The organism is Dyadobacter sp. UC 10, from assembly GCF_008369915.1.
In the GTDB taxonomy this organism is placed as follows: Bacteria; Bacteroidota; Bacteroidia; order Cytophagales; family Spirosomataceae; genus Dyadobacter.
Window position 1 is genome coordinate 4236799 of sequence record NZ_VSRN01000001.1, and the last position, 17258, is coordinate 4254056.

Genomic DNA, 17258 nt, shown 5'->3' on the forward strand with positions numbered 1-17258 from the left:
ACTTTAACAACTTCTGGGGTTGCCTGAGCCTGGCGGCAGGGGGTACGTCCAAAAATTCCACAAAGTTAATTCACATATCGGAAAAAGAGGGTAGGATAGCGGAAATAACTGCAAAAAATTGAGCAGTTTAGTTTAAATTTTTGATAACCAACACTTTGTATTTTCTATTGAAGTGGAACGATAGAAGGTGCAGAGATATCGAAGTCGCGCAGTCTGAGCGGAACATTTCCGCTTGCCCCAAATCGCCAGGGAGCATTATTGCCCGGGATATTCGGGTAAAATCCGACTCTAAGCTGCAATGTATTGAGTGTGAGGTTCTCATTTCTGAGGCGCAAGCCGAGCCCGTAACCCTGGTAAAGCGGTCCATCCCACAATGAAGAAACTCCGTTGACTAAACCCAGGTCAGCAAACATGAAATAGGCAATACGAAATCCCAACAAACTTTTATCCGAGAAAAAAACCGTTTCCGTTCCTACTGTCAGACGTTTCGTGCCTATCAGCTGATCACTATTAATACCCCGAATGCCTTGCTCCCCGCTGATATTAAGGTAGTCGAGCGGGTCGCGGCGAACGCCGTGCGTGTAGCGGAATGTCAGAAATTGTCGGAAGAAGCTGTAACGGAAAGGTATCAGGTTGCTGATGTAGTTGAGCTGGCCACTGAGGACACCCTGCTGGGCTTTTCCGTTTTTGGAGTAAGTACCTACATTGGCAAGTGCATACATGTAGCCCAGATTGTGCGGGAGGTAATTGCCGGTAGCATATTGGACCCCGGCATAGCCCCTTGCACCAAATTGCGTGTTTTCCTGACCGATCGTCAATGCGAAGAGATGTCCGATCGGAACGTCCTCGGTTCTACCAAAGCCATAAATCAAAACGTCGCGTTTATAATTACGGTTGGAATAACCCAGACTGATCAGTGTAGCACTGCGGTTCCAGTAGATTTTGTTGAGATCCGGGGCCACCGGGGGCCGCTCTTCAAAATCATATTTACTGTGGCGGATTGCCGTAACGATCCGGGAATTCTTAGCGAGCTTGCTATTGGGAAAGGGAAATTTGAAAGACCGGCCAATCCAGGCGTCATAATACTTGTATTCAGTAGGATAGCGGATCTCGACCTCGGTATCATCCAGCTGCCTTTTATATTGCTGAACCTTCGTATGACCAATTTCCAGCGCACCTGCATATTTGGTTTCATTGGTCAGAAAGCGCCTGAAAAGGCGTATGGACTGTTCTTTCAGATCGCGCTCAAATATGAAATTAGCCCGGCCGGTGATGAAGGTTTTACCGATATAGGGGATCGTGTATATGGTCCGGAACTGAAATTTCTGCGTCGGGTCATTGGCGTCCCAGCGTATTCCCGTGCGTTGGGAATGCGTAGTGCCGCGTAAGTTGATATTCTCAACGGCCAGATTGAATTTATTAAAAGAACTGAATCCTCCTGCGAAATTGAGCGACCACGAATCCTGGACCAATACAACTACGTCGGCCATCCAGGTGACGTCGGTCCTCGGTACTACGATAATCCGCGCATCAAGAATTGTCCGGTTCTCCCTGAGTAAACGCTCGTTGTCTTTTAAAACCTGGGCCTGAATGTCATCACCTTCGGAAAACAGCAGAAAGGATTTTCGTATAATACTTTCTCTCGTGTTGGTGTGCAGTCTTTTACTGAGAAATCTTTGGAGACGGTTTCCCTTTCGCGTCGTATCGTATACTGACTCGCCTATAATGTCCAGCTGCCTGATGTGAATTTTGCGGATCACCATCCCTTCGTAGGGAGTGAAGGGGTTGGTTTCGATCGCTTTTACTTCGGTAGTCTTGCCCTGGTTATACACGTCCCTGAACAGTAATCTGTAAAGCGTCTTCGAAAATTTGGTTTTCGACATTCGCGCCTTCAGGTTCGTATATCTGATGCTATCCCTGCTGTAAACTGCCGCACTATCGGGGTTTTGGGCCGACGCAAAGGCAGAAAACAGTAAAAAAAGCAACAAATATTTACACATAGGGATAACCGGATTCCACTAAATAGAACTAACGTAATTGAAGGAGTCAAGGTATGCCGGAGGAATGTCGATATTAGTTGGCTTCCAGTATTGCCCGTGTCGTTTTTTCAAGATCGCTCGGGGCCGGGGCGTTTTTCATAGCAAATTTTCCATTTGGCTTGATAATGGAAAAAGTCGCTGCATCGAGCGGATTAAGCCGGAAAAGCAGGTCCATCATCTGATTGTTGTCCAGAAATACATGTACGCCTTTCAGTCGGTGCCGGATCACATATTGCCTGAGCAATGCTTCAGAAAATCCATATTCTTCTCCTGGAAGATGTACAAAAACGAATTCGATGTCTTCCGGCAAACGTGCCTGCAACATGGGGATATAGCCGAGCTCTTCCCGGCTTCGGGCATCCGCCATATTCCATTTGACAACGTAAATCCGGCTGCCTTTAAAACCTTCGATAATGCGGTTGATCCAGCTGGTCCCCCTGTCGTTGGACGCGGTCAGATAGTAATCGGGAAGCACTTCCGTGGGATCTGTTCTTACGTCTTTGAAATCAACGAGCTGCTTAATTTCGGTACTATCCTTCACTTCCAGTTTCACCAGTTCGTCGAGTGACTGACGGAACTGCGGACTACCGGTCCTGGATTGAATGTGTTTATTTAAAAGCAGCTGCTCTTTATAAGTGTATTTATAAAGATTTTTGGATAGATAACGCACTTTCAGAAATTCGGTCGCAGTGCTGTCGAAAAGGTCTCCGTAAATCCTGTTTTCCCTTTCAAAATTGAAAAGCAGGTTCAATACTGCTTCATTTTTGGCAAACAGTTTGTTCAGAAAATCAAGCTCACCTTTTTCGGCAAGGCCATTCAATGTGATTTGGTCGAGGCGCTGTTTTTCTTCTGCGGTAAGTTTGGTGGAATTGTTACTGATTAAAGTGGCCATTAGGCGCACAGGTAACGAGTTGGTCCTGTTGGGGTTCGAAAATTTTTGCTGTTGTACAAGCAGGTCTGCATAATCTCCGAACCGGCTTGCCCAAACAACCCGCTGACCCGTAAGTGGCGGTTCCGAAAGTCTTTTCAGGCTGTCTTTCAGTGCGCTGCTTACTTCGTACAGGTTGCTCAACGAATGCTCGTACAGGATCTGCAACTGTTCTTCCTCTGCATTGGCTCTTGCCCAACGAACTAATGCCGGCGACGGAACTGTGTTTTGAGTTGCCGTTTCAACGGCGCCCATCCGAAGTGCGGCTCGCTGTTCGGCCAGGTTTCTGGCCTGGCTCGCACTCCTTTCCCAAAAGGACTTGAAGAATTCCTGGCCCAGGGCCTTGTTTTCGGATAATCTTTTGTTTAGCTCTGCCTGGTAGGCAGCATATTGATTGTTGGCATCCGCATTGACGCCGGCGAAGTAGAACAGCTTTCCCCGGCTGCTCAGGGAATCGCCGTTGAATGTGATCTCAACTGTTCCCGGTGATCCGAGAAACGTGGTAAATGCCTTTCCGCCATAATCGAGATAAATCTCTTCCTGCGCAAACAGCATAGGAAGTGAAACCCTGAAACTTCCGTCGGCTTCCAGCGGAGCCTGTTTGCTGAGTTCCGACTGGGGTTGCAAAATATTGTTTCTGGAAAAATTAATGACAGGAGCTTGCCGGTAGAGCCTCCCGTTAAGGTTGAGGATACGGCCTTTTACGATCAATGAATCGGTTGAAGCACTGCAAAATTGTATTAAACCTGAAAAGAGGACGGAAAGCAGGATGAAGCGCATGCACGTGGCTATTAAAATTTGATAACGAAAAATAGCCAGCGTTTTTTACCCCTGCAAATTTGTTTCTTTTATTCCCCTGTTTCAGGACATTAAAGAGATGCTCAGGTGCGGTCGGGACCGACAAGTTCCTGGCCCGGCGCGCCATCCTCATACCTAACATATATCCCGTGGTACCGATCCTGTACAGTGAAATCCTTACGAAGCGGGTGGCCTTCCCAATCTTCCGGCAGCAATATCCTGCGCAAGTCGGGATGCCCTTCGAAGTGAATCCCCATCAGATCGAATGCTTCCCGCTCGTGCCAGTTGGCGGTGCGCCAGATGTGGCTTACAGTGGGCACGGAAGGAAGCGGATCGCTCTCGGCATTTCTTGGGAACACCGCTTTTATGGCCAGATCGGTATGGTACGGAATCGAAGTCAGATTATAGATTACTTCCATAGTGGCGAGCCCAGGGCCATTATCGATAGCAGTAATGCAGGCAAGATGGTCAAAAAATAAACGGTTATCCTGATGCAGAAACGCACATATTTCGGCAATTTTCTCAACCGGAACAATCAGAATAGGCTGTGGCCCTTTTGTATCTGCGTCAACCGCAATGTCCGGGAATCTTTCAACGATAAGTGCGCTGATCTCTTGAAAAGTCATAATTCGGCAATTTAGGTAGTGGCCATTTCAGCGGCTTCCATTTCAAGAAACAGGGAGGGCGCGACTTCTTTAGTATTTCTTATTTTCTCCTGTAGTTTCAAAAACCCGCCGATGAGCGCTTCCGGACGGGGCGGACAACCGGGTACGTATATATCTACCGGTATGATCCTGTCAACCCCTTTCACCACATGATAACCGTGTTCCCAATAGGGGCCACCGCAGTTGGAGCAGCTACCCATCGAGATGACATACCTCGGTTCAGGCATTTGCTCGTAGAGCCTTCTGATGCGGTCTGCCATTTTAAAAGTGACTGTCCCGGCAACGATCATCACGTCGGACTGGCGGGGAGAAGGTCTTGGCATAATCCCGAAACGTTCCAGATCATAGTTGGAAGCATATGCAGCCATCATTTCTATCGCGCAGCAGGCAAGTCCGAACCCCATAGGCCAGAGCGATGAAAGCCGCGCCCAGTTCATCAGATCTTCTGCATTCGTAAGTATAATTCCACCGTCTCCGGTTTTCGGTCTCTCGCTCATTTTGCTTTTCAGGGGGAAAATTCCTTGGTACGGATATTGCTTTAAAGTAATGTCCGGGCTGTACAAAAGTAACCATATTTGGCAAGAATCGGTTTCAGACTTCGTTACAAAACAAATGCATTCAACTTCAACAATATGAAAAACAAATTACTCCTTTTAGCCTCTTTTTTTATCGCGACAGCCGAGTTTGCAAGCGCGCAAACCGACTCGACCGTACGGATTTTCAAGACCGGTATGGCGATCTACGCTGAACTCGGCATGCTGCCGAATAACAGGGTAATCCGGGATCAGCTCTCACGTTTGCAGATCAAACCTTTTGAAGGCATGATGGGTTCGCTGGTACTTGCCCGTCGGACCGAATCGGATAAGTGGTTTTCGGAAGGGCGGATAATCATCATGAACAGCACCAATTATACCACGGATAAAGACCAGCGAAAAGCCTATTTGTCAGGAATCGGTATTGGTACCGATGGTGGCCCGAAGCTGGTGAATACTTCGCGCTGGAACGTGACGATCCCGCTGGGGGTAGATCTGATGCTGTACCGGATGAATATTAAAAGCAATGGTTCAGCGACGCTCGGTCAGGTGGTAAATAATCCTTCCTCGTTTCAGGCGGTGAAGCTTTTTACAGGAAATGTAAACCTGCACGGCGGCATTGGTGTGGATTATAAAATGAATGTGATGCCGAAAGTGAACGATAAAGTTTACCTGAGCGCCAAAGTAACTTACCACCAGCCTTTGTTGGGCAAGAGAAAATGGAGGGGGGAGAATGTGACGATCAGCGACTTGTCTTACCTCAAAGTGAACCAGGTTTATTTTCAGATCGGGGCGGTTATTTTCCCAAAGCCAGGCAAGGATAAAAAGTGGGGCGGAATGCACGGCGTTCACTGACGCTTTCGCTTCTTTGCCATCAAAGTGCGAACCTGGTTTTCTAAAATCTTAATATAAATATCCTTATCGGACTCGGTAAGGTTTTTTTTATGGATTTTTAGCAGGGGCAAATTGACATGGTCATTGCCCGTCCGGTCAGCGATCAGTTCTTCCACGGTAGTCCCGAATACTTCTGCAAACTTTTTGAGCTGCTCGATAGAGGGACTGGTTTCTCCTCTCTCGATATTGGAGTAGTTAGGTTGGGACATTCCGCATTGCTCGGCCACATAGCTCTGCTTAAATCTTTTTTCCTCCCGCTTGGCGAGCAGGTTGCTTGCGATCGTATTCATTTAAGTGTGTGAGTTCGTGAGGATTTATATTGCAATAATTCAAAAAATCTGATTCTTCAACAACTGTTTTTTGAGATTATAAGTAATACTTATATGCGTATTAGTGTAGCTTATAACTTACGGGCGTAGTTTGTTGGAAGTGAAAAATTCTTTCTGTCACTTTGAGTCGCAGGAATACACTTGTGTTTTCCGAGATTTTTACATCCATCAATCTAAATCTACATACATGGTAAACATCAACCGTAGCCAGCTTCCGGGGCTTCTCTCCGCTTTTTTTATCTTAACATTTGCTTCTTGCCAGAGATCCGAGATCGCAACACCGGGTCGGGAAGTTCCCGGACTATCAGTCTCACAATTTGAGGTGTCAATGGACGATGCGGCAGAAGTCGCGTCATTCCATTTGTCAGCCGATTCGGTGGCGAATAAGACTGCTCGTGTGGTTGCAGGCGACAATGAGGTTTTGGAAAGAAAAACGATCACCGACTCGACCAGCAGCGAGCCTCTGTTTTACATTTTCAAAAAAAGAAAAGGATTTACGATTGTATCGGCTGATATGCGGGTAATGCCGGTTCTGGCGTATTCCGAAAAAATCAGAAGTTGACCTGAATAGCGTTCCGAATGGAGTATCGCTGTGGATGGAAATGGCGAAGGAAAAGATCCGGGAAGCAAAGAAAGACACAAACCCGCCGCATCCGATTGTTTTGAAAGAATGGCAAGGATACTTGTCCCGGCAGTTGAGAACTTCGGATACTTATTGCATTGAATGGTATCAGTATGGTCAGTTTCAGTGTAAATACACTTCCACACAAAAGGGGCCGCTGCTAACAACTGAGTGGGGGCAGCGTCACTTGTCTACAACGCAATTAAGCACTGGTGGGGACTGTGATGACTGTGGCAGAAGACTTGCAGGTTGCGGGCCTGTTGCGATGGCGCAATTAGAGGAATTTTATCACCCAAATCCAGCAAGGCCAAGAGTTTCCAACGGTATCTGCACCGCAGTCAACGCAGGACAAGTTAGTCTTGGTTCGCTTATGCAAGTTATGGGGGCGAAGTCGAAGGCCAGCTATAACTATATGGGAACTTGTGCAACTTTTACCTGGCCCGCTAATGTCAAAAGCGGATTAAAGGATTTCGGATTTTCAAATGGGGGTAATGGAAATGAAGCTTATAATTTTGCTTTAATTAAAAGTGAGCTGAATGGAAATCATCCAGTCATTTTTTGGGGCTCAACTTGTCTGGATTGTTTCTCTGATTACCATATATGGATATGTGATGGTTATTTACAGCATCATTACAGTGATTTCAATTGCACTACGAAACAATGCAATCAGTGGAGTTACAGCTACCTAAATATGAATTGGGGCTGGGGTAATGATTCGAATGGATATTTTGCTTTCGGGCAATACAATCCAGCCGAAGGTGACTATAACGCAAATCTACATGTGATCACAGGAATAAGACCATGAACATGAAATCAACAACAATTTATAGATTCTCCCTAGCAGGGTTCAGTCTTTTAGTAATGGCTGGGTGTTTCAAAAAAAACGATAGCCTATTGCCTGACAATAGTTCTGTCAGTTCACTTTTATCTGGCACCTGGATCTTGGAGAAAGTCGAAATTCCGACAAAGACGTTGACGGGTTCACAAATTGGCTACTCCGAAAAGCTTATCATTTCATCTGTCAATGGATATATGGCGGATCAAATTTATCGGGATGATACGCTATTTGCCACGAATTTTCGCGCGGGGTACATAAAACCGGTTCAGAGTGCAAAGAATAGGACTGTACTGATGCATTACCGTGATGGAAGGAAAAGATTCTTCAGGGTTACAATTGTTCTAAGAGAACCTACGATACTAGAAGCATCTCCATATTTGCATGAGCTGGGTGGCGAAGCAGACTCCATCAAATATTACTATTCCCAAAACTGGTGGTAGCAATCTCACTTTGAAGCGTACCGCTCATTTACCTTGCTTGTATAAATCAGGCACGGGCGATTTAATTACCGGTATTAGGCCTTGAACTATGAGAATGAAAAATAAAATAGCTTTTATGCTCGCAATAGTAAGCTTCTTTTCGTGTGACGATGGATGGGGCCCGGGTGGGCCCACTCAGGCACGTTTACATGGTCAATGGCAGCTGGACTCTTCTAAAACTAATGGCAAATTAGACAGCAAACCTTACGAGATTCTTGATATTCACATAAAGGATAAGCAACATATCGAAAATACCTTTCAAGGCGATTCACTGGTAAATGTCCAATATTGGTCAATCAATGCTGGTCCTATCATTGATGATTCTCACAGCACAATACTGGTTAACTATCGCTCCGGGTTAAAGCGATTTTACAAACTTCGATTTCATGTGGGAAATCCCGGTAATCTTGAAGCAACTGATTATGTGGACGAAGTCGGTAGTGCAATGGATACTGTTAAGTATTATTATACGGAGATTTGGAGATGATGAGAAGTGCGCTTATAGTGACAATATTACTTATAGTTAGTTCATGTGTGCTCCTGGTCGGTTGTTTTAAACGCTACGATGATGTGCTACCTGATAACAGCCCTGTCAGCTCATTTTTATCTGGCACATGGATTTTAGAAAAGGTGGTCACTCTGACAAAAGTCTTGACGGGATCTCAAATAGGTTATACAGAAAAACTTACGATCTCCTCAGTTAACGGTTATATGGCTGATCAAATTTATCGGGATGATACGCTATTTGCGACGAATTTTCGCGCGGGGTACATCAAACCAGCTAAGAGTGCAAAGAATAAGACTGTACTGATGCATTAGCGTGATGGAAGGAAAAGATTCTTTAAGGTTACAATTGTTCCAAGAGAACTTACAATACTAGAAGCCTCTCAATATTTGCATGAGCTGGGTGGCGAAGAAGACTCCATCAAATATTACTATTCTCAAAACTGGTGGTAGCAATCATCACTTCGAAGCATACCGCTCGTTTACCTTGCTATACATATCAGCTGGTACGGGCGATTTGATCTCTGGGAGTTGTTGCTTGGGACGTACCCAGTCGAGGTAGCCTTTGGCCCAGGCGTATGCGAGGCCTAAGATCAGGATTCCGATGAAAACAGTCATTTCCGCCATCGCAAACCAGCCCCAAGCTCCGTTCGTTTGCTCGATTAGATCTTTGTTACCGAATACAATAGCCCAGGGAAAAAGAAAAAGCAGCTCCACCTCAAAAAGCACGAATACCAGCGCAACAATATAAAATCTTACATTGAACTGGATCTGGGCATTTCCAAGCGGATCTTCCCCTGATTCATAGGTGCTCAGTTTCTCTTCATTGGGCTTGTCGGGACGAAGGAATTTTGCAATGAGAAGCATTACGCCCAGCAATACCAGGCCGGAAATGATGAAAAGTAAAATATAGCCAAAATCAGAAATCATACCTTGGTTCTTTTTGCAAATCTAATCTTTAAATCTCCCCGGTCACAAAATCTATAAAATTGTCACGATTGATCCAATGCGTTTCAGCATCAGGGTACGCTTCCACAAAAGCCTTGGGGAATTTGATCTTGCTGTCATTCCACTTGAATTCGTAGCCGCTAATCACATCATCTATGACCTCCACCCAGTCTAACTCCTGCTGATCGTAGGTGCGCCAAAAATATACGAACGGATTTTTTCTTGAATATGAATTGTATTTCATCCGTTCCGCCGCCAGGTAATTCTCCCAGATTAAACCTATGTCCTGTCTTTGCAGGGGAGGTAAGAAATTGTTAATCAATGCATTTCTAATTCCATTATCGAAGAAATACCATTTTGAAGATTTGGTAACTTCTTTTCGGAGATTTTTACTAAAACCACCCGTTCTGAAGATAATGAACACTTTTGAGAATAAGTCAAGGTAACGCTCTACGGTGTTTCTGTCAATTTGCAACGATTTTGATAATTCCTCATATGATACCTCCTGACCCGTTTGGTAGGCAACCAATTGCAGTAGTTGCAGCATTTTGTGAGAATACTTCACTTGCTCATACATCAATATATCTTTAAGCAGATACGCATTCACCAGTTCTTTGAGGTAATCTTTTTTATCCGCTTCACTAGTCATTTGCAGCACGTCGGGATAGGAGCCGTAGATGAGCCGGTTTTCCAGCTGCTGTCTGGTTTCCAGGTAATTTTCATGAGCTGAAAGTTCAATTTGTGCCAAAGGAAATAATTGATACGTAATTTGTCGCCCCACAAGAGGCTCGCCCGTCCTATTCGATAATTCGAATGCAAAAGAGCCGCTGGCAATAATTGTTAATGTTGGAAAAGAATCAATAAGAAGTTTGAGCGTTTTACCAATCTCCGGTACCACCTGCGCTTCGTCGATTATTAGTAGTTCAAGGTCAGTAGCCCACCGGCGGAATGATGATACCCGCCTGTCCGTCAGGATAGTAGCGGAATCGAGGTCCTCGCCATTTAAGAACAGTGATTTTCCCTCAAAACCTTTCTGGACAGTGTTTAATAAATACGTTTTGCCAACTCTTCTTGCGCCCAGCAAAACGATTACTTTATTTGACCTGAGCTTGCCGCTGATCGTGTCAAAAACAGCCCTTCGATATGACATAACTTTTCCAGTCCAGTTTTCTATTCAGCAAATTTAGCTAAATTTATTGAATGCATTCAACTAATTTACCTAAATTCATTGAATTCACTAAACCAATTTAGCTAAATTCGTTGAATAGAGTACGGATTCTTTCTGTTGTTACCAGCTATGTGCCCAATAGGCTTCGCCTGAAAAACCACTCTTTGCAAGCAGCTTTGCTGCCTGCCTGCTGCGTTTGCCGCTTTGACAATAAAATACAACCTTTTGCGTGGACGAAAATGAAGGGATCATTTCGGGGATTTCTGAGAGCGGTATATTGACGCCACCAAAGTTATCTGCTTCATACTCATAATCTTCCCGTACATCTACTAAATGAAAATGCCCGGGATCAGCCCCGGTGGCTTTCTCAAATTCTTCAAAAGATAATTCCCTGATCTCTGCACTCTCTTCTTTTATCTGCGGTTTTTTCGAATATAAAGGAGAACGCGGAGCCGTTCTGTTGAATTTGAAAATCGAATTGGAATTTGTCAATGCATTGATTACCAATAATTCACCAGACAAAATACCGCCCACTCCGGATGCAATTTTGATCACTTCATTGGCCATATAAGTTCCAATAATACCGGGCAGAATGCCGATTACACCGGCTTCGGCGCAATTGTCACCTTCTTCTGCGTCGGGGAAAAGACAGCGGTAGGTAGGGCCGTTTTCATAATTAAAGACGGAAACCTGACCCTCGAAACGTAAAATGGAGCCAAATATCCAGGGCTTTCCGAAGGCTACACAAACGTCATTGACCAGGTAGCGGGTCTCGAAATTGTCGGAGCCGTCAACAACCAGATCGTAGTCTGAAATGATTTCCGGCGCGTTTTCTCCGGTAAGCTTGACAGGGTAAGTTGTGAATTTAACAAATCCATTCAGTGCGGTTAGCTTCCCGGCAGCGGTAATTGCTTTGCTTTTGCCCACATCCGCCTGCGCGTACAGGATCTGACGGTGCAGGTTGGTAACTTCTACCATATCGTGATCGATAATACCAATTGACCCGATACCAGCTGCGGTAATATATTGAAGTACCGGGCAGCCCAGTCCGCCGGCGCCGATGACCAAAACCTTTGCATCTTTCAGTTTTTCCTGCGCGGAGAAGCCGAATTCCGGCAGCAGAATTTGCCGGCTATATTGTTTGCGTTCGCCTGATTCAAGTTTTGACATCGTGTTCTTACTATTTGCTAAGCGGGCAATTTTAGTTGTTTTTCATAGAAAACAGGCAAACTCCCGGTTTTGATCATGAAATGAGCATTAATTTTTTATAATTAAAAGGTAATTTTAACGCATTCAATTAACCTGACAACGACCTGTATTATTTGATGGATCTTATTATCAGAAGCGCTGCCCCGAAGGATTTACCTGTTTTGCTGGAAATCATCAATCACGCGATTTTAAATACAACAGCCATTTACGACTACGAACCGAGAACATTGGAAGAGCAAAAGGCATGGTTTGAGAAAATGTTCAATGACGGGATGCCCGTTATTGTGGCTGAAATGGAAGGTAAGGTGATCGGCTACGGTTCCTACAATATCTTCCGGCCGAAAATCGGTTATAAATTCAGTGTGGAGCATTCCATTTATCTGGACGATAAGTCGCGTGGGATGGGAGTAGGGGGGAAATTGTTGGGAAGTTTGATCCAGCGCGCCAAAGAGTCCGGCGTTCATACGATGATCGGCGTAATCGACGCAGCCAACCGCGGCAGCATAGAATTCCACAAAAAGTATGGCTTCGTAGAAAAAGGGTACCTCAAAGAAATAGCCTTCAAGTTCGATCAGTGGCTCGACGTTGTCTTTATGCAATTGTTGATCGAGGAGGACTAATGCGCCTTATTTGTTAAATGCACCTGTAATAATTGGAAGGTCTGTCAGAGATGTCAAAAGACATCTCCACTCTTTTTAGTACTTTTACAAGATTTAAGAATTTATTTTACTCAACACAATCAAATGGCAGAAAGTAAAGCTAATTTTCGTTACGACATCAACGCACTCCGGGCAATAGCAGTTATAGGAGTTGTATTATTCCATTTTAATATACCATTCTTTAAGGGCGGATTTTCTGGTGTTGATATATTCTTTGTGATTTCTGGTTATCTAATGACCAGAATAATTATAGCGGGATTAGCAAAAGATAAATTTTCTATTTCTGATTTTTACAATCGCCGGATTCAACGAATTGTTCCAGGATTAATGGCGATGATTGCTCTGGTTGTCGCCATTACGTTTTTGTTATTTTTGCCTCCTGATTTTGAGGAAGTCGCGAAGAATGCAAACGCAAGTATGCTCTTCTATTCAAATATCTTATACCACTTTGATGATTATTTTGGCCCGGCATCTGAAAATAATATATTCTTACATACGTGGTCTTTGTCAGTCGAATGGCAATTCTATTTGATCCTGCCAATTCTTCTGATTTTCCTGAATAAGTTTTTAAAGAATGACAGACGTAAATTTTTAATCCTTTTTATCTCAGCAACCCTCCTGTTTTTCTTAGGATCATTGGTAGTTACAAAGTTTTATCCTAAGATATCCTTTTATTTTTTGCCAACGAGATGTTGGGAAATGCTAATCGGCGGAGTCGCCTTTCTGGCAGAGGGAACTATTAAACCATTCGGTAAAAAGTATTTTTATGCAGGTTATGCGATTCTCGGTCTTGGGATGATATTATTAAAGGAAACAATGCTGTGGCCCGGTTTGTATACACTGGTGCCTGTTTTAGCGACATTCTTCATCATTCTTGCTAATCAAAATAGCTGGTTTGTGTTAAGGCTGCCTGTTGTGCAGTTCTTCGGACGTATATCCTATTCGTTGTATCTCTGGCACTGGCCGGTTTTTGTGATCGGCTCATACCTGGGACTGACCTCATTTATAGGTAACCGGCTGGCTCTGATGCTACTTTCTGTGTTGCTGGGATATCTGTCGTATAGGTATATTGAGTCATTCCGGTTCAATAAAAAGCTTACTCCAATATACATATCTATTGCAATTGCGGGGTTATCTGCGTGGCTTTGGATTGGTACAGGAAACCAGATCATTTTCAAAAATGAAACGGTTGCAATCGCGAATTATATAAAGGTTCATAGAGAAGAACGTCATAAAGAATCGCAGTCGACCGGCTGCTTTCTATCGCCAAGCAATAAAACATATAACGAAATAGAGTGTTTGAAGATAGATAAGACCAGACCAAACGTTTTGCTTATTGGAGATAGCCATTCAGCACATTTTTCTACACCGCTAAGGGAAGCATTGGCGAAGCAAGGTATTAATATGAATCAGGCGTCAGCAACGGGTTGCATGCCTATTTTACGAAAAAACGGAAAAAGCGCTTGTAGTGTGTTAATTGACCATGTCTATTCAAATTACATTCGTCAAAATTCTAAATATATTAAAGGAGTAATTATCAGTGCGAATTGGATAAATGCAAGGCAGGACAGCGATCTAGTCAAAGATATTGAAAATACTATCGCCTATCTGGAAAAACTGAATATTAAAGTAATTCTGCTTGGCCAGAACGAAACGTATACTATTCCATTTCCCTCGATCGCTGCCCGAACATTCGAATATGGATATCGTAACTTTGAGGAAAGATTTTTAGAAAAACATTCTTTTCGCGTCAACAAAATGCTGTTGGAAAAGCTTCCACGTTATTATGTAGATATATACAATTTGAGGTCTGTACCTAAGCTGTCAAAAGATAATGTACCGTATATGGCAGATAAGACGCATTATACTATCTCAGGATCCATCATGGTCACAAATCTGATTGTGAACGATCCGAAATTCAAAAAGTTTTTAGAACCAGAAATTAAGTCTCTTGTTGCAACAAATTAATCCCGGGTGATTTTGAATTGACTTTTAGGACTCTATTTTTAAATGGATAATTGCATATTACCAGGTTCGCTTTTTCATATATTCATCCAGCTCCGAACGCTTCATCGGGATTTCGTTCGGATTTTTGTCGAGCCATTTCAGGAAGCTTTCTTTTAGTTCATCCGTCCACTGGTTATCGATCTGCCCCGGGCTATACTTTCCTTCTTTCAGCATCTGAATTGCGAATTTGTCGCGCAGTGTGAGAAATTCAGCTGTCAATACCACTTTTTCGGCGAGGTGGGCAGGGATGAAAATTACACCCTCTTTTTTTGCAAGTACGAGGTCGCCGGGGAGAACGATCGCGCGGCCAATGCGGATTGGAACGTTCATGCCGGTCAGGAAAACGTCTTTTAAAAAGGAAGGGTCGAAGTCGCGCACGAACGCGTTGAAACCTTCAATTTTCGATAAGCCTTCCAGATCCCTGACGGAAGCATCAAAAACAACTCCGTTACCTGATTTCGCAAAAATAGAAGTACCGAGATTGTCGCCGATCAGTGTGCCGCTTGCTATTTTTCCAAAGCCGTCGGCCACGTACACATCGCCTTTGCTGAGTTGCTCGATCGGCCAGGAGTTGGTATTCCCTGCTCTCCCGTTTTTATTACCACGGTCTTTGATCAATTTTTCAACGTCCGGGCGGGAAGGCATAAACTGTGCCGTAAGTGCGCGGCCGGCTACTACGATATCGTCTTTCAGCAATTTCCAGTTACCATCGAACTGGCAATTGTAACCTTCATTTTGCAGTACCACCCAGGCTTCTTCAATGGTGATATTTTTCACCCGGCGGACCAGATCATCCGGCACTTTCGGGCGACCATCCGGAAACCTTTCGCCTTTCCATTCAGAGGTTAAAAAAATGAGTTCGTCTTTGGGGATCGTTTGGGCTTCGGTCACTTCGGCAAGACCGAAAAAAGCAAATGCAGTTAAACTGAATAATTTGAATTTCATAATTCTGGATTAAAGAGATCAGGTATTTGGGTGGCTAAAATACGGATTAAGGTAAGTACATCGCATAGTTGATAGAAAATCAGACTTCCCGCTCCCGGAAAGTCTGATTTTAAACTACGTAAAACTGCGGCTTTACTTGTCCCACCAAACCAGGCTTGAAAGCGTATTGGTCCCGCCCTGGCGGTCGCGGGCTGCCATGAAGTTGGCCCTGTTATATTGTTCTTCCGAATCAGGGATTACAAATCTTGTAGGGATCTTTCCACCTGTCAGGTTACCCGGGTAATTGGTTGGGGTGAGTTTAGGAAAGCCCGTGCGGCGCCAGTTGGAAAATATTTCATATTCGTCTTCCAGAAACAATGCGACCCACTTTTGTGTCGAGATCTGCTCTATCTGCTGCTCCACGGTACCAGTTGATTTGTAGGGATTCGCCGCCAGGTAGGCATTGATTTTTGCATCTGAAATGGTGCCTGCCGCACCAAAAAGTGACCATTGACGCAGGCCTGCTCTTACAGCATTGTTATACGCCGCCGTTGCCGTGCTGCCTTTATACCAGCCACGAACTGCGGCTTCTGCCAGCAAAAGGTTTGTTTCCGCATTTCCAAATACGATCAGCGGCGCCGCATATCTGAGAACTGTGGCGGGATTTGGCTCCGAATAATCGTTGAAATCCGCAGGGCGACTATTAAATGCTGCATTGGGCATACCCTTTTGCAATATGGTCGAAGTGTCTGCTACGAAAGTTGATCCTTCTGGTCTCCATACAATGGATATCACATTAAGGCGCGGGTCTTTGGTTGTTTTCAAATGGTCGATCAGCGTTTTTGCAAATTTTCCACCTTCCACATTGTCACCACCAGGGGAAATATAGTCTGTGTTCATTAAACCGTTTGCAATAAAATTGCGGCTAAGGGTCTGCGAACCATCTACATAGGTAATAATCGCACGATCTGAATCTTCCAGGATCACCCCGCCAGCGATCGCTTTCTCAACCCATGTTTTAGCGGATGCATTGTCGACTTCGGTCAAACGCATTCCTAGGCGGAGCATCAGCGAGTAGGCGAACTTTTTCCATTGCTCAATATTGCCGCTGTACATCAGGTCTGCATTTGCGAAATTGGCTTTGGAAGCATCGAAAGCAGCGATGGATTCTTCAAGCTCTTTCAGCATATCCGCGTAAATCGCCTGCTGGGTGTCGTAGGTCGGGCCGTAGTTTTTTTCAGACAAAGCTTTACCGGATTCGAAATACGGAATATCCCCATAAAGGTCAGTAAGCCGGTGGAAAATGTAGGCTCTCCAGATCCGTGCGGCCGAAAGCTTGTTCACAGCCAAAGGATCATCCTGCACCGCGTCAATAACCTGGTTGATCGAGATCACCGCTCCGGTACCCTGGGCGGTACCGGCGTACGCATTCCAGCTGGCTTGCGAATAGCTGAAATTAAAGTATTTATCCCCCGCAGCAGGCACCTCTTTATATGTTGAGAAATGCTGCATCGATTGTCCGATCGTCAGGTAAGCCGCGCCGTTAAAGTTAGTGGCGACACCGTCCAGCTGCGCCCTGGTAAACAGATATTCGGGAACAACCTTGTCGTATTTATTAGGGTCGACGTTCATTTCCTCAAAACCATTGTCACAGGAGGAAACCATCAGGGCCAGTGGGGCCGCATATATGAATTTTTGAAATAGGCTTTTCATC

General features: G+C 44.6%; 16 protein-coding genes. 6 read left to right on the plus strand and 10 right to left on the minus strand.

What is annotated here, in order from left to right; genetic code table 11:
- Positions 1–164: 164 nt before the first annotated feature.
- The 4 genes from FXO21_RS17590 to nuoB form a co-directional block, all read right to left on the minus strand.
- Positions 165–1883, minus strand: coding sequence for a BamA/TamA family outer membrane protein (locus FXO21_RS17590; protein ID WP_225865737.1), 1719 nt, complete (start codon positions 1881–1883; stop codon positions 165–167).
- Positions 1884–2073: 190 nt separating this feature from the next.
- Entirely contained in the window at positions 2074–3747 is a 1674-nt protein-coding gene (locus FXO21_RS17595; RefSeq protein WP_225865738.1) for a hypothetical protein, read from the minus strand.
- Positions 3748–3848: 101 nt separating this feature from the next.
- Positions 3849–4391, minus strand: coding sequence for an NADH-quinone oxidoreductase subunit C (locus FXO21_RS17600; protein ID WP_149641307.1), 543 nt, complete (start codon positions 4389–4391; stop codon positions 3849–3851).
- A gap of 11 nt (positions 4392–4402) precedes the next feature.
- The gene (gene nuoB / locus FXO21_RS17605; protein WP_149641308.1) at positions 4403–4927 is read right to left on the minus strand and encodes an NADH-quinone oxidoreductase subunit NuoB; all 525 of its coding nucleotides are present in this window, start codon (positions 4925–4927) and stop codon (positions 4403–4405) included.
- A 135-nt stretch (positions 4928–5062) separates the two neighbouring features.
- Here nuoB and FXO21_RS17610 point away from each other — a divergent pair, with 135 nt between their 5' ends.
- A complete protein-coding gene (locus FXO21_RS17610) occupies positions 5063–5818 on the plus strand; it encodes a hypothetical protein (RefSeq protein WP_149641309.1) in 756 nt (251 codons plus the stop codon).
- Here the strand turns inward: FXO21_RS17610 and FXO21_RS17615 are convergent.
- Complete coding sequence (locus tag FXO21_RS17615) at positions 5812–6147, minus strand: helix-turn-helix domain-containing protein (protein ID WP_149641310.1); 336 nt, start codon at positions 6145–6147, stop codon at positions 5812–5814. The genes FXO21_RS17610 and FXO21_RS17615 overlap by 7 nt on opposite strands.
- 226 nt (positions 6148–6373) lie before the next feature.
- Between FXO21_RS17615 and FXO21_RS17620 the strand changes: the two genes are divergently transcribed.
- The 3 genes from FXO21_RS17620 (at position 6374) to FXO21_RS17630 (ending at position 8612) form a co-directional block, all read left to right on the plus strand.
- The gene (locus FXO21_RS17620) at positions 6374–6748 is read left to right on the plus strand and encodes a Spi family protease inhibitor (RefSeq protein WP_149641311.1); all 375 of its coding nucleotides are present in this window, start codon (positions 6374–6376) and stop codon (positions 6746–6748) included.
- A gap of 100 nt (positions 6749–6848) precedes the next feature.
- Complete coding sequence (locus tag FXO21_RS17625; RefSeq protein WP_225865739.1) at positions 6849–7613, plus strand: C10 family peptidase; 765 nt, start codon at positions 6849–6851, stop codon at positions 7611–7613.
- A 567-nt stretch (positions 7614–8180) separates the two neighbouring features.
- Positions 8181–8612: a hypothetical protein gene (locus FXO21_RS17630; RefSeq protein WP_149641313.1), complete on the plus strand. Its 432-nt coding sequence runs from the start codon at positions 8181–8183 to the stop codon at positions 8610–8612.
- Between the two features lie 476 nt (positions 8613–9088).
- Here FXO21_RS17630 and FXO21_RS17635 read toward each other — a convergent pair whose 3' ends face one another.
- The 3 genes from FXO21_RS17635 to FXO21_RS17645 all read right to left on the minus strand — a co-directional run bounded on the left by FXO21_RS17635 (position 9089) and on the right by FXO21_RS17645 (position 11915).
- A complete protein-coding gene (locus tag FXO21_RS17635) occupies positions 9089–9559 on the minus strand; it encodes an NADH-quinone oxidoreductase subunit A (RefSeq protein ID WP_149641314.1) in 471 nt (156 codons plus the stop codon).
- Positions 9560–9587: 28 nt separating this feature from the next.
- Positions 9588–10727 (minus strand): ATP-binding protein, encoded by a 1140-nt coding sequence (locus tag FXO21_RS17640; RefSeq protein ID WP_149641315.1) that lies wholly within the window; start codon positions 10725–10727, stop codon positions 9588–9590.
- 138 nt (positions 10728–10865) lie between these two features.
- The gene (locus FXO21_RS17645) at positions 10866–11915 is read right to left on the minus strand and encodes a HesA/MoeB/ThiF family protein (protein WP_149641316.1); all 1050 of its coding nucleotides are present in this window, start codon (positions 11913–11915) and stop codon (positions 10866–10868) included.
- A 155-nt stretch (positions 11916–12070) separates the two neighbouring features.
- On the opposite strand from FXO21_RS17645, the gene FXO21_RS17650 reads away from it, so the two are divergent.
- Both FXO21_RS17650 and FXO21_RS17655 read left to right on the plus strand, forming a co-directional pair.
- Entirely contained in the window at positions 12071–12574 is a 504-nt protein-coding gene (locus tag FXO21_RS17650) for a GNAT family N-acetyltransferase (protein WP_149641317.1), read from the plus strand.
- A gap of 123 nt (positions 12575–12697) precedes the next feature.
- The gene (locus FXO21_RS17655) at positions 12698–14581 is read left to right on the plus strand and encodes an acyltransferase family protein (RefSeq protein ID WP_149641318.1); all 1884 of its coding nucleotides are present in this window, start codon (positions 12698–12700) and stop codon (positions 14579–14581) included.
- Positions 14582–14638: 57 nt separating this feature from the next.
- Here the strand turns inward: FXO21_RS17655 and FXO21_RS17660 are convergent, their stop codons facing one another.
- A complete protein-coding gene (locus FXO21_RS17660) occupies positions 14639–15565 on the minus strand; it encodes an RraA family protein (protein WP_149641319.1) in 927 nt (308 codons plus the stop codon).
- Positions 15566–15697: 132 nt separating this feature from the next.
- Positions 15698–17257: a SusD/RagB family nutrient-binding outer membrane lipoprotein gene (locus FXO21_RS17665; RefSeq protein WP_149641320.1), complete on the minus strand. Its 1560-nt coding sequence runs from the start codon at positions 17255–17257 to the stop codon at positions 15698–15700.
- Between the last annotated feature and the right edge of the window lies 1 nt (position 17258).

Coding starts and splice junctions, on each gene's coding strand:
- FXO21_RS17590 (WP_225865737.1), bottom strand. CDS start 1,883: ATGTCGAAAACCAAATTTTCGAAGACGCTTTACAGATTACTGTTCAGG.
- FXO21_RS17595 (WP_225865738.1), bottom strand. CDS start 3,747: ATGCGCTTCATCCTGCTTTCCGTCCTCTTTTCAGGTTTAATACAATTT.
- FXO21_RS17600 (WP_149641307.1), bottom strand. CDS start 4,391: ATGACTTTTCAAGAGATCAGCGCACTTATCGTTGAAAGATTCCCGGAC.
- nuoB (WP_149641308.1), bottom strand. CDS start 4,927: ATGAGCGAGAGACCGAAAACCGGAGACGGTGGAATTATACTTACGAAT.
- FXO21_RS17610 (WP_149641309.1), top strand. CDS start 5,063: ATGAAAAACAAATTACTCCTTTTAGCCTCTTTTTTTATCGCGACAGCC.
- FXO21_RS17615 (WP_149641310.1), bottom strand. CDS start 6,147: ATGAATACGATCGCAAGCAACCTGCTCGCCAAGCGGGAGGAAAAAAGA.
- FXO21_RS17620 (WP_149641311.1), top strand. CDS start 6,374: ATGGTAAACATCAACCGTAGCCAGCTTCCGGGGCTTCTCTCCGCTTTT.
- FXO21_RS17630 (WP_149641313.1), top strand. CDS start 8,181: ATGAAAAATAAAATAGCTTTTATGCTCGCAATAGTAAGCTTCTTTTCG.
- FXO21_RS17635 (WP_149641314.1), bottom strand. CDS start 9,559: ATGATTTCTGATTTTGGCTATATTTTACTTTTCATCATTTCCGGCCTG.
- FXO21_RS17640 (WP_149641315.1), bottom strand. CDS start 10,727: ATGTCATATCGAAGGGCTGTTTTTGACACGATCAGCGGCAAGCTCAGG.
- FXO21_RS17645 (WP_149641316.1), bottom strand. CDS start 11,915: ATGTCAAAACTTGAATCAGGCGAACGCAAACAATATAGCCGGCAAATT.
- FXO21_RS17650 (WP_149641317.1), top strand. CDS start 12,071: ATGGATCTTATTATCAGAAGCGCTGCCCCGAAGGATTTACCTGTTTTG.
- FXO21_RS17655 (WP_149641318.1), top strand. CDS start 12,698: ATGGCAGAAAGTAAAGCTAATTTTCGTTACGACATCAACGCACTCCGG.
- FXO21_RS17660 (WP_149641319.1), bottom strand. CDS start 15,565: ATGAAATTCAAATTATTCAGTTTAACTGCATTTGCTTTTTTCGGTCTT.
- FXO21_RS17665 (WP_149641320.1), bottom strand. CDS start 17,257: ATGAAAAGCCTATTTCAAAAATTCATATATGCGGCCCCACTGGCCCTG.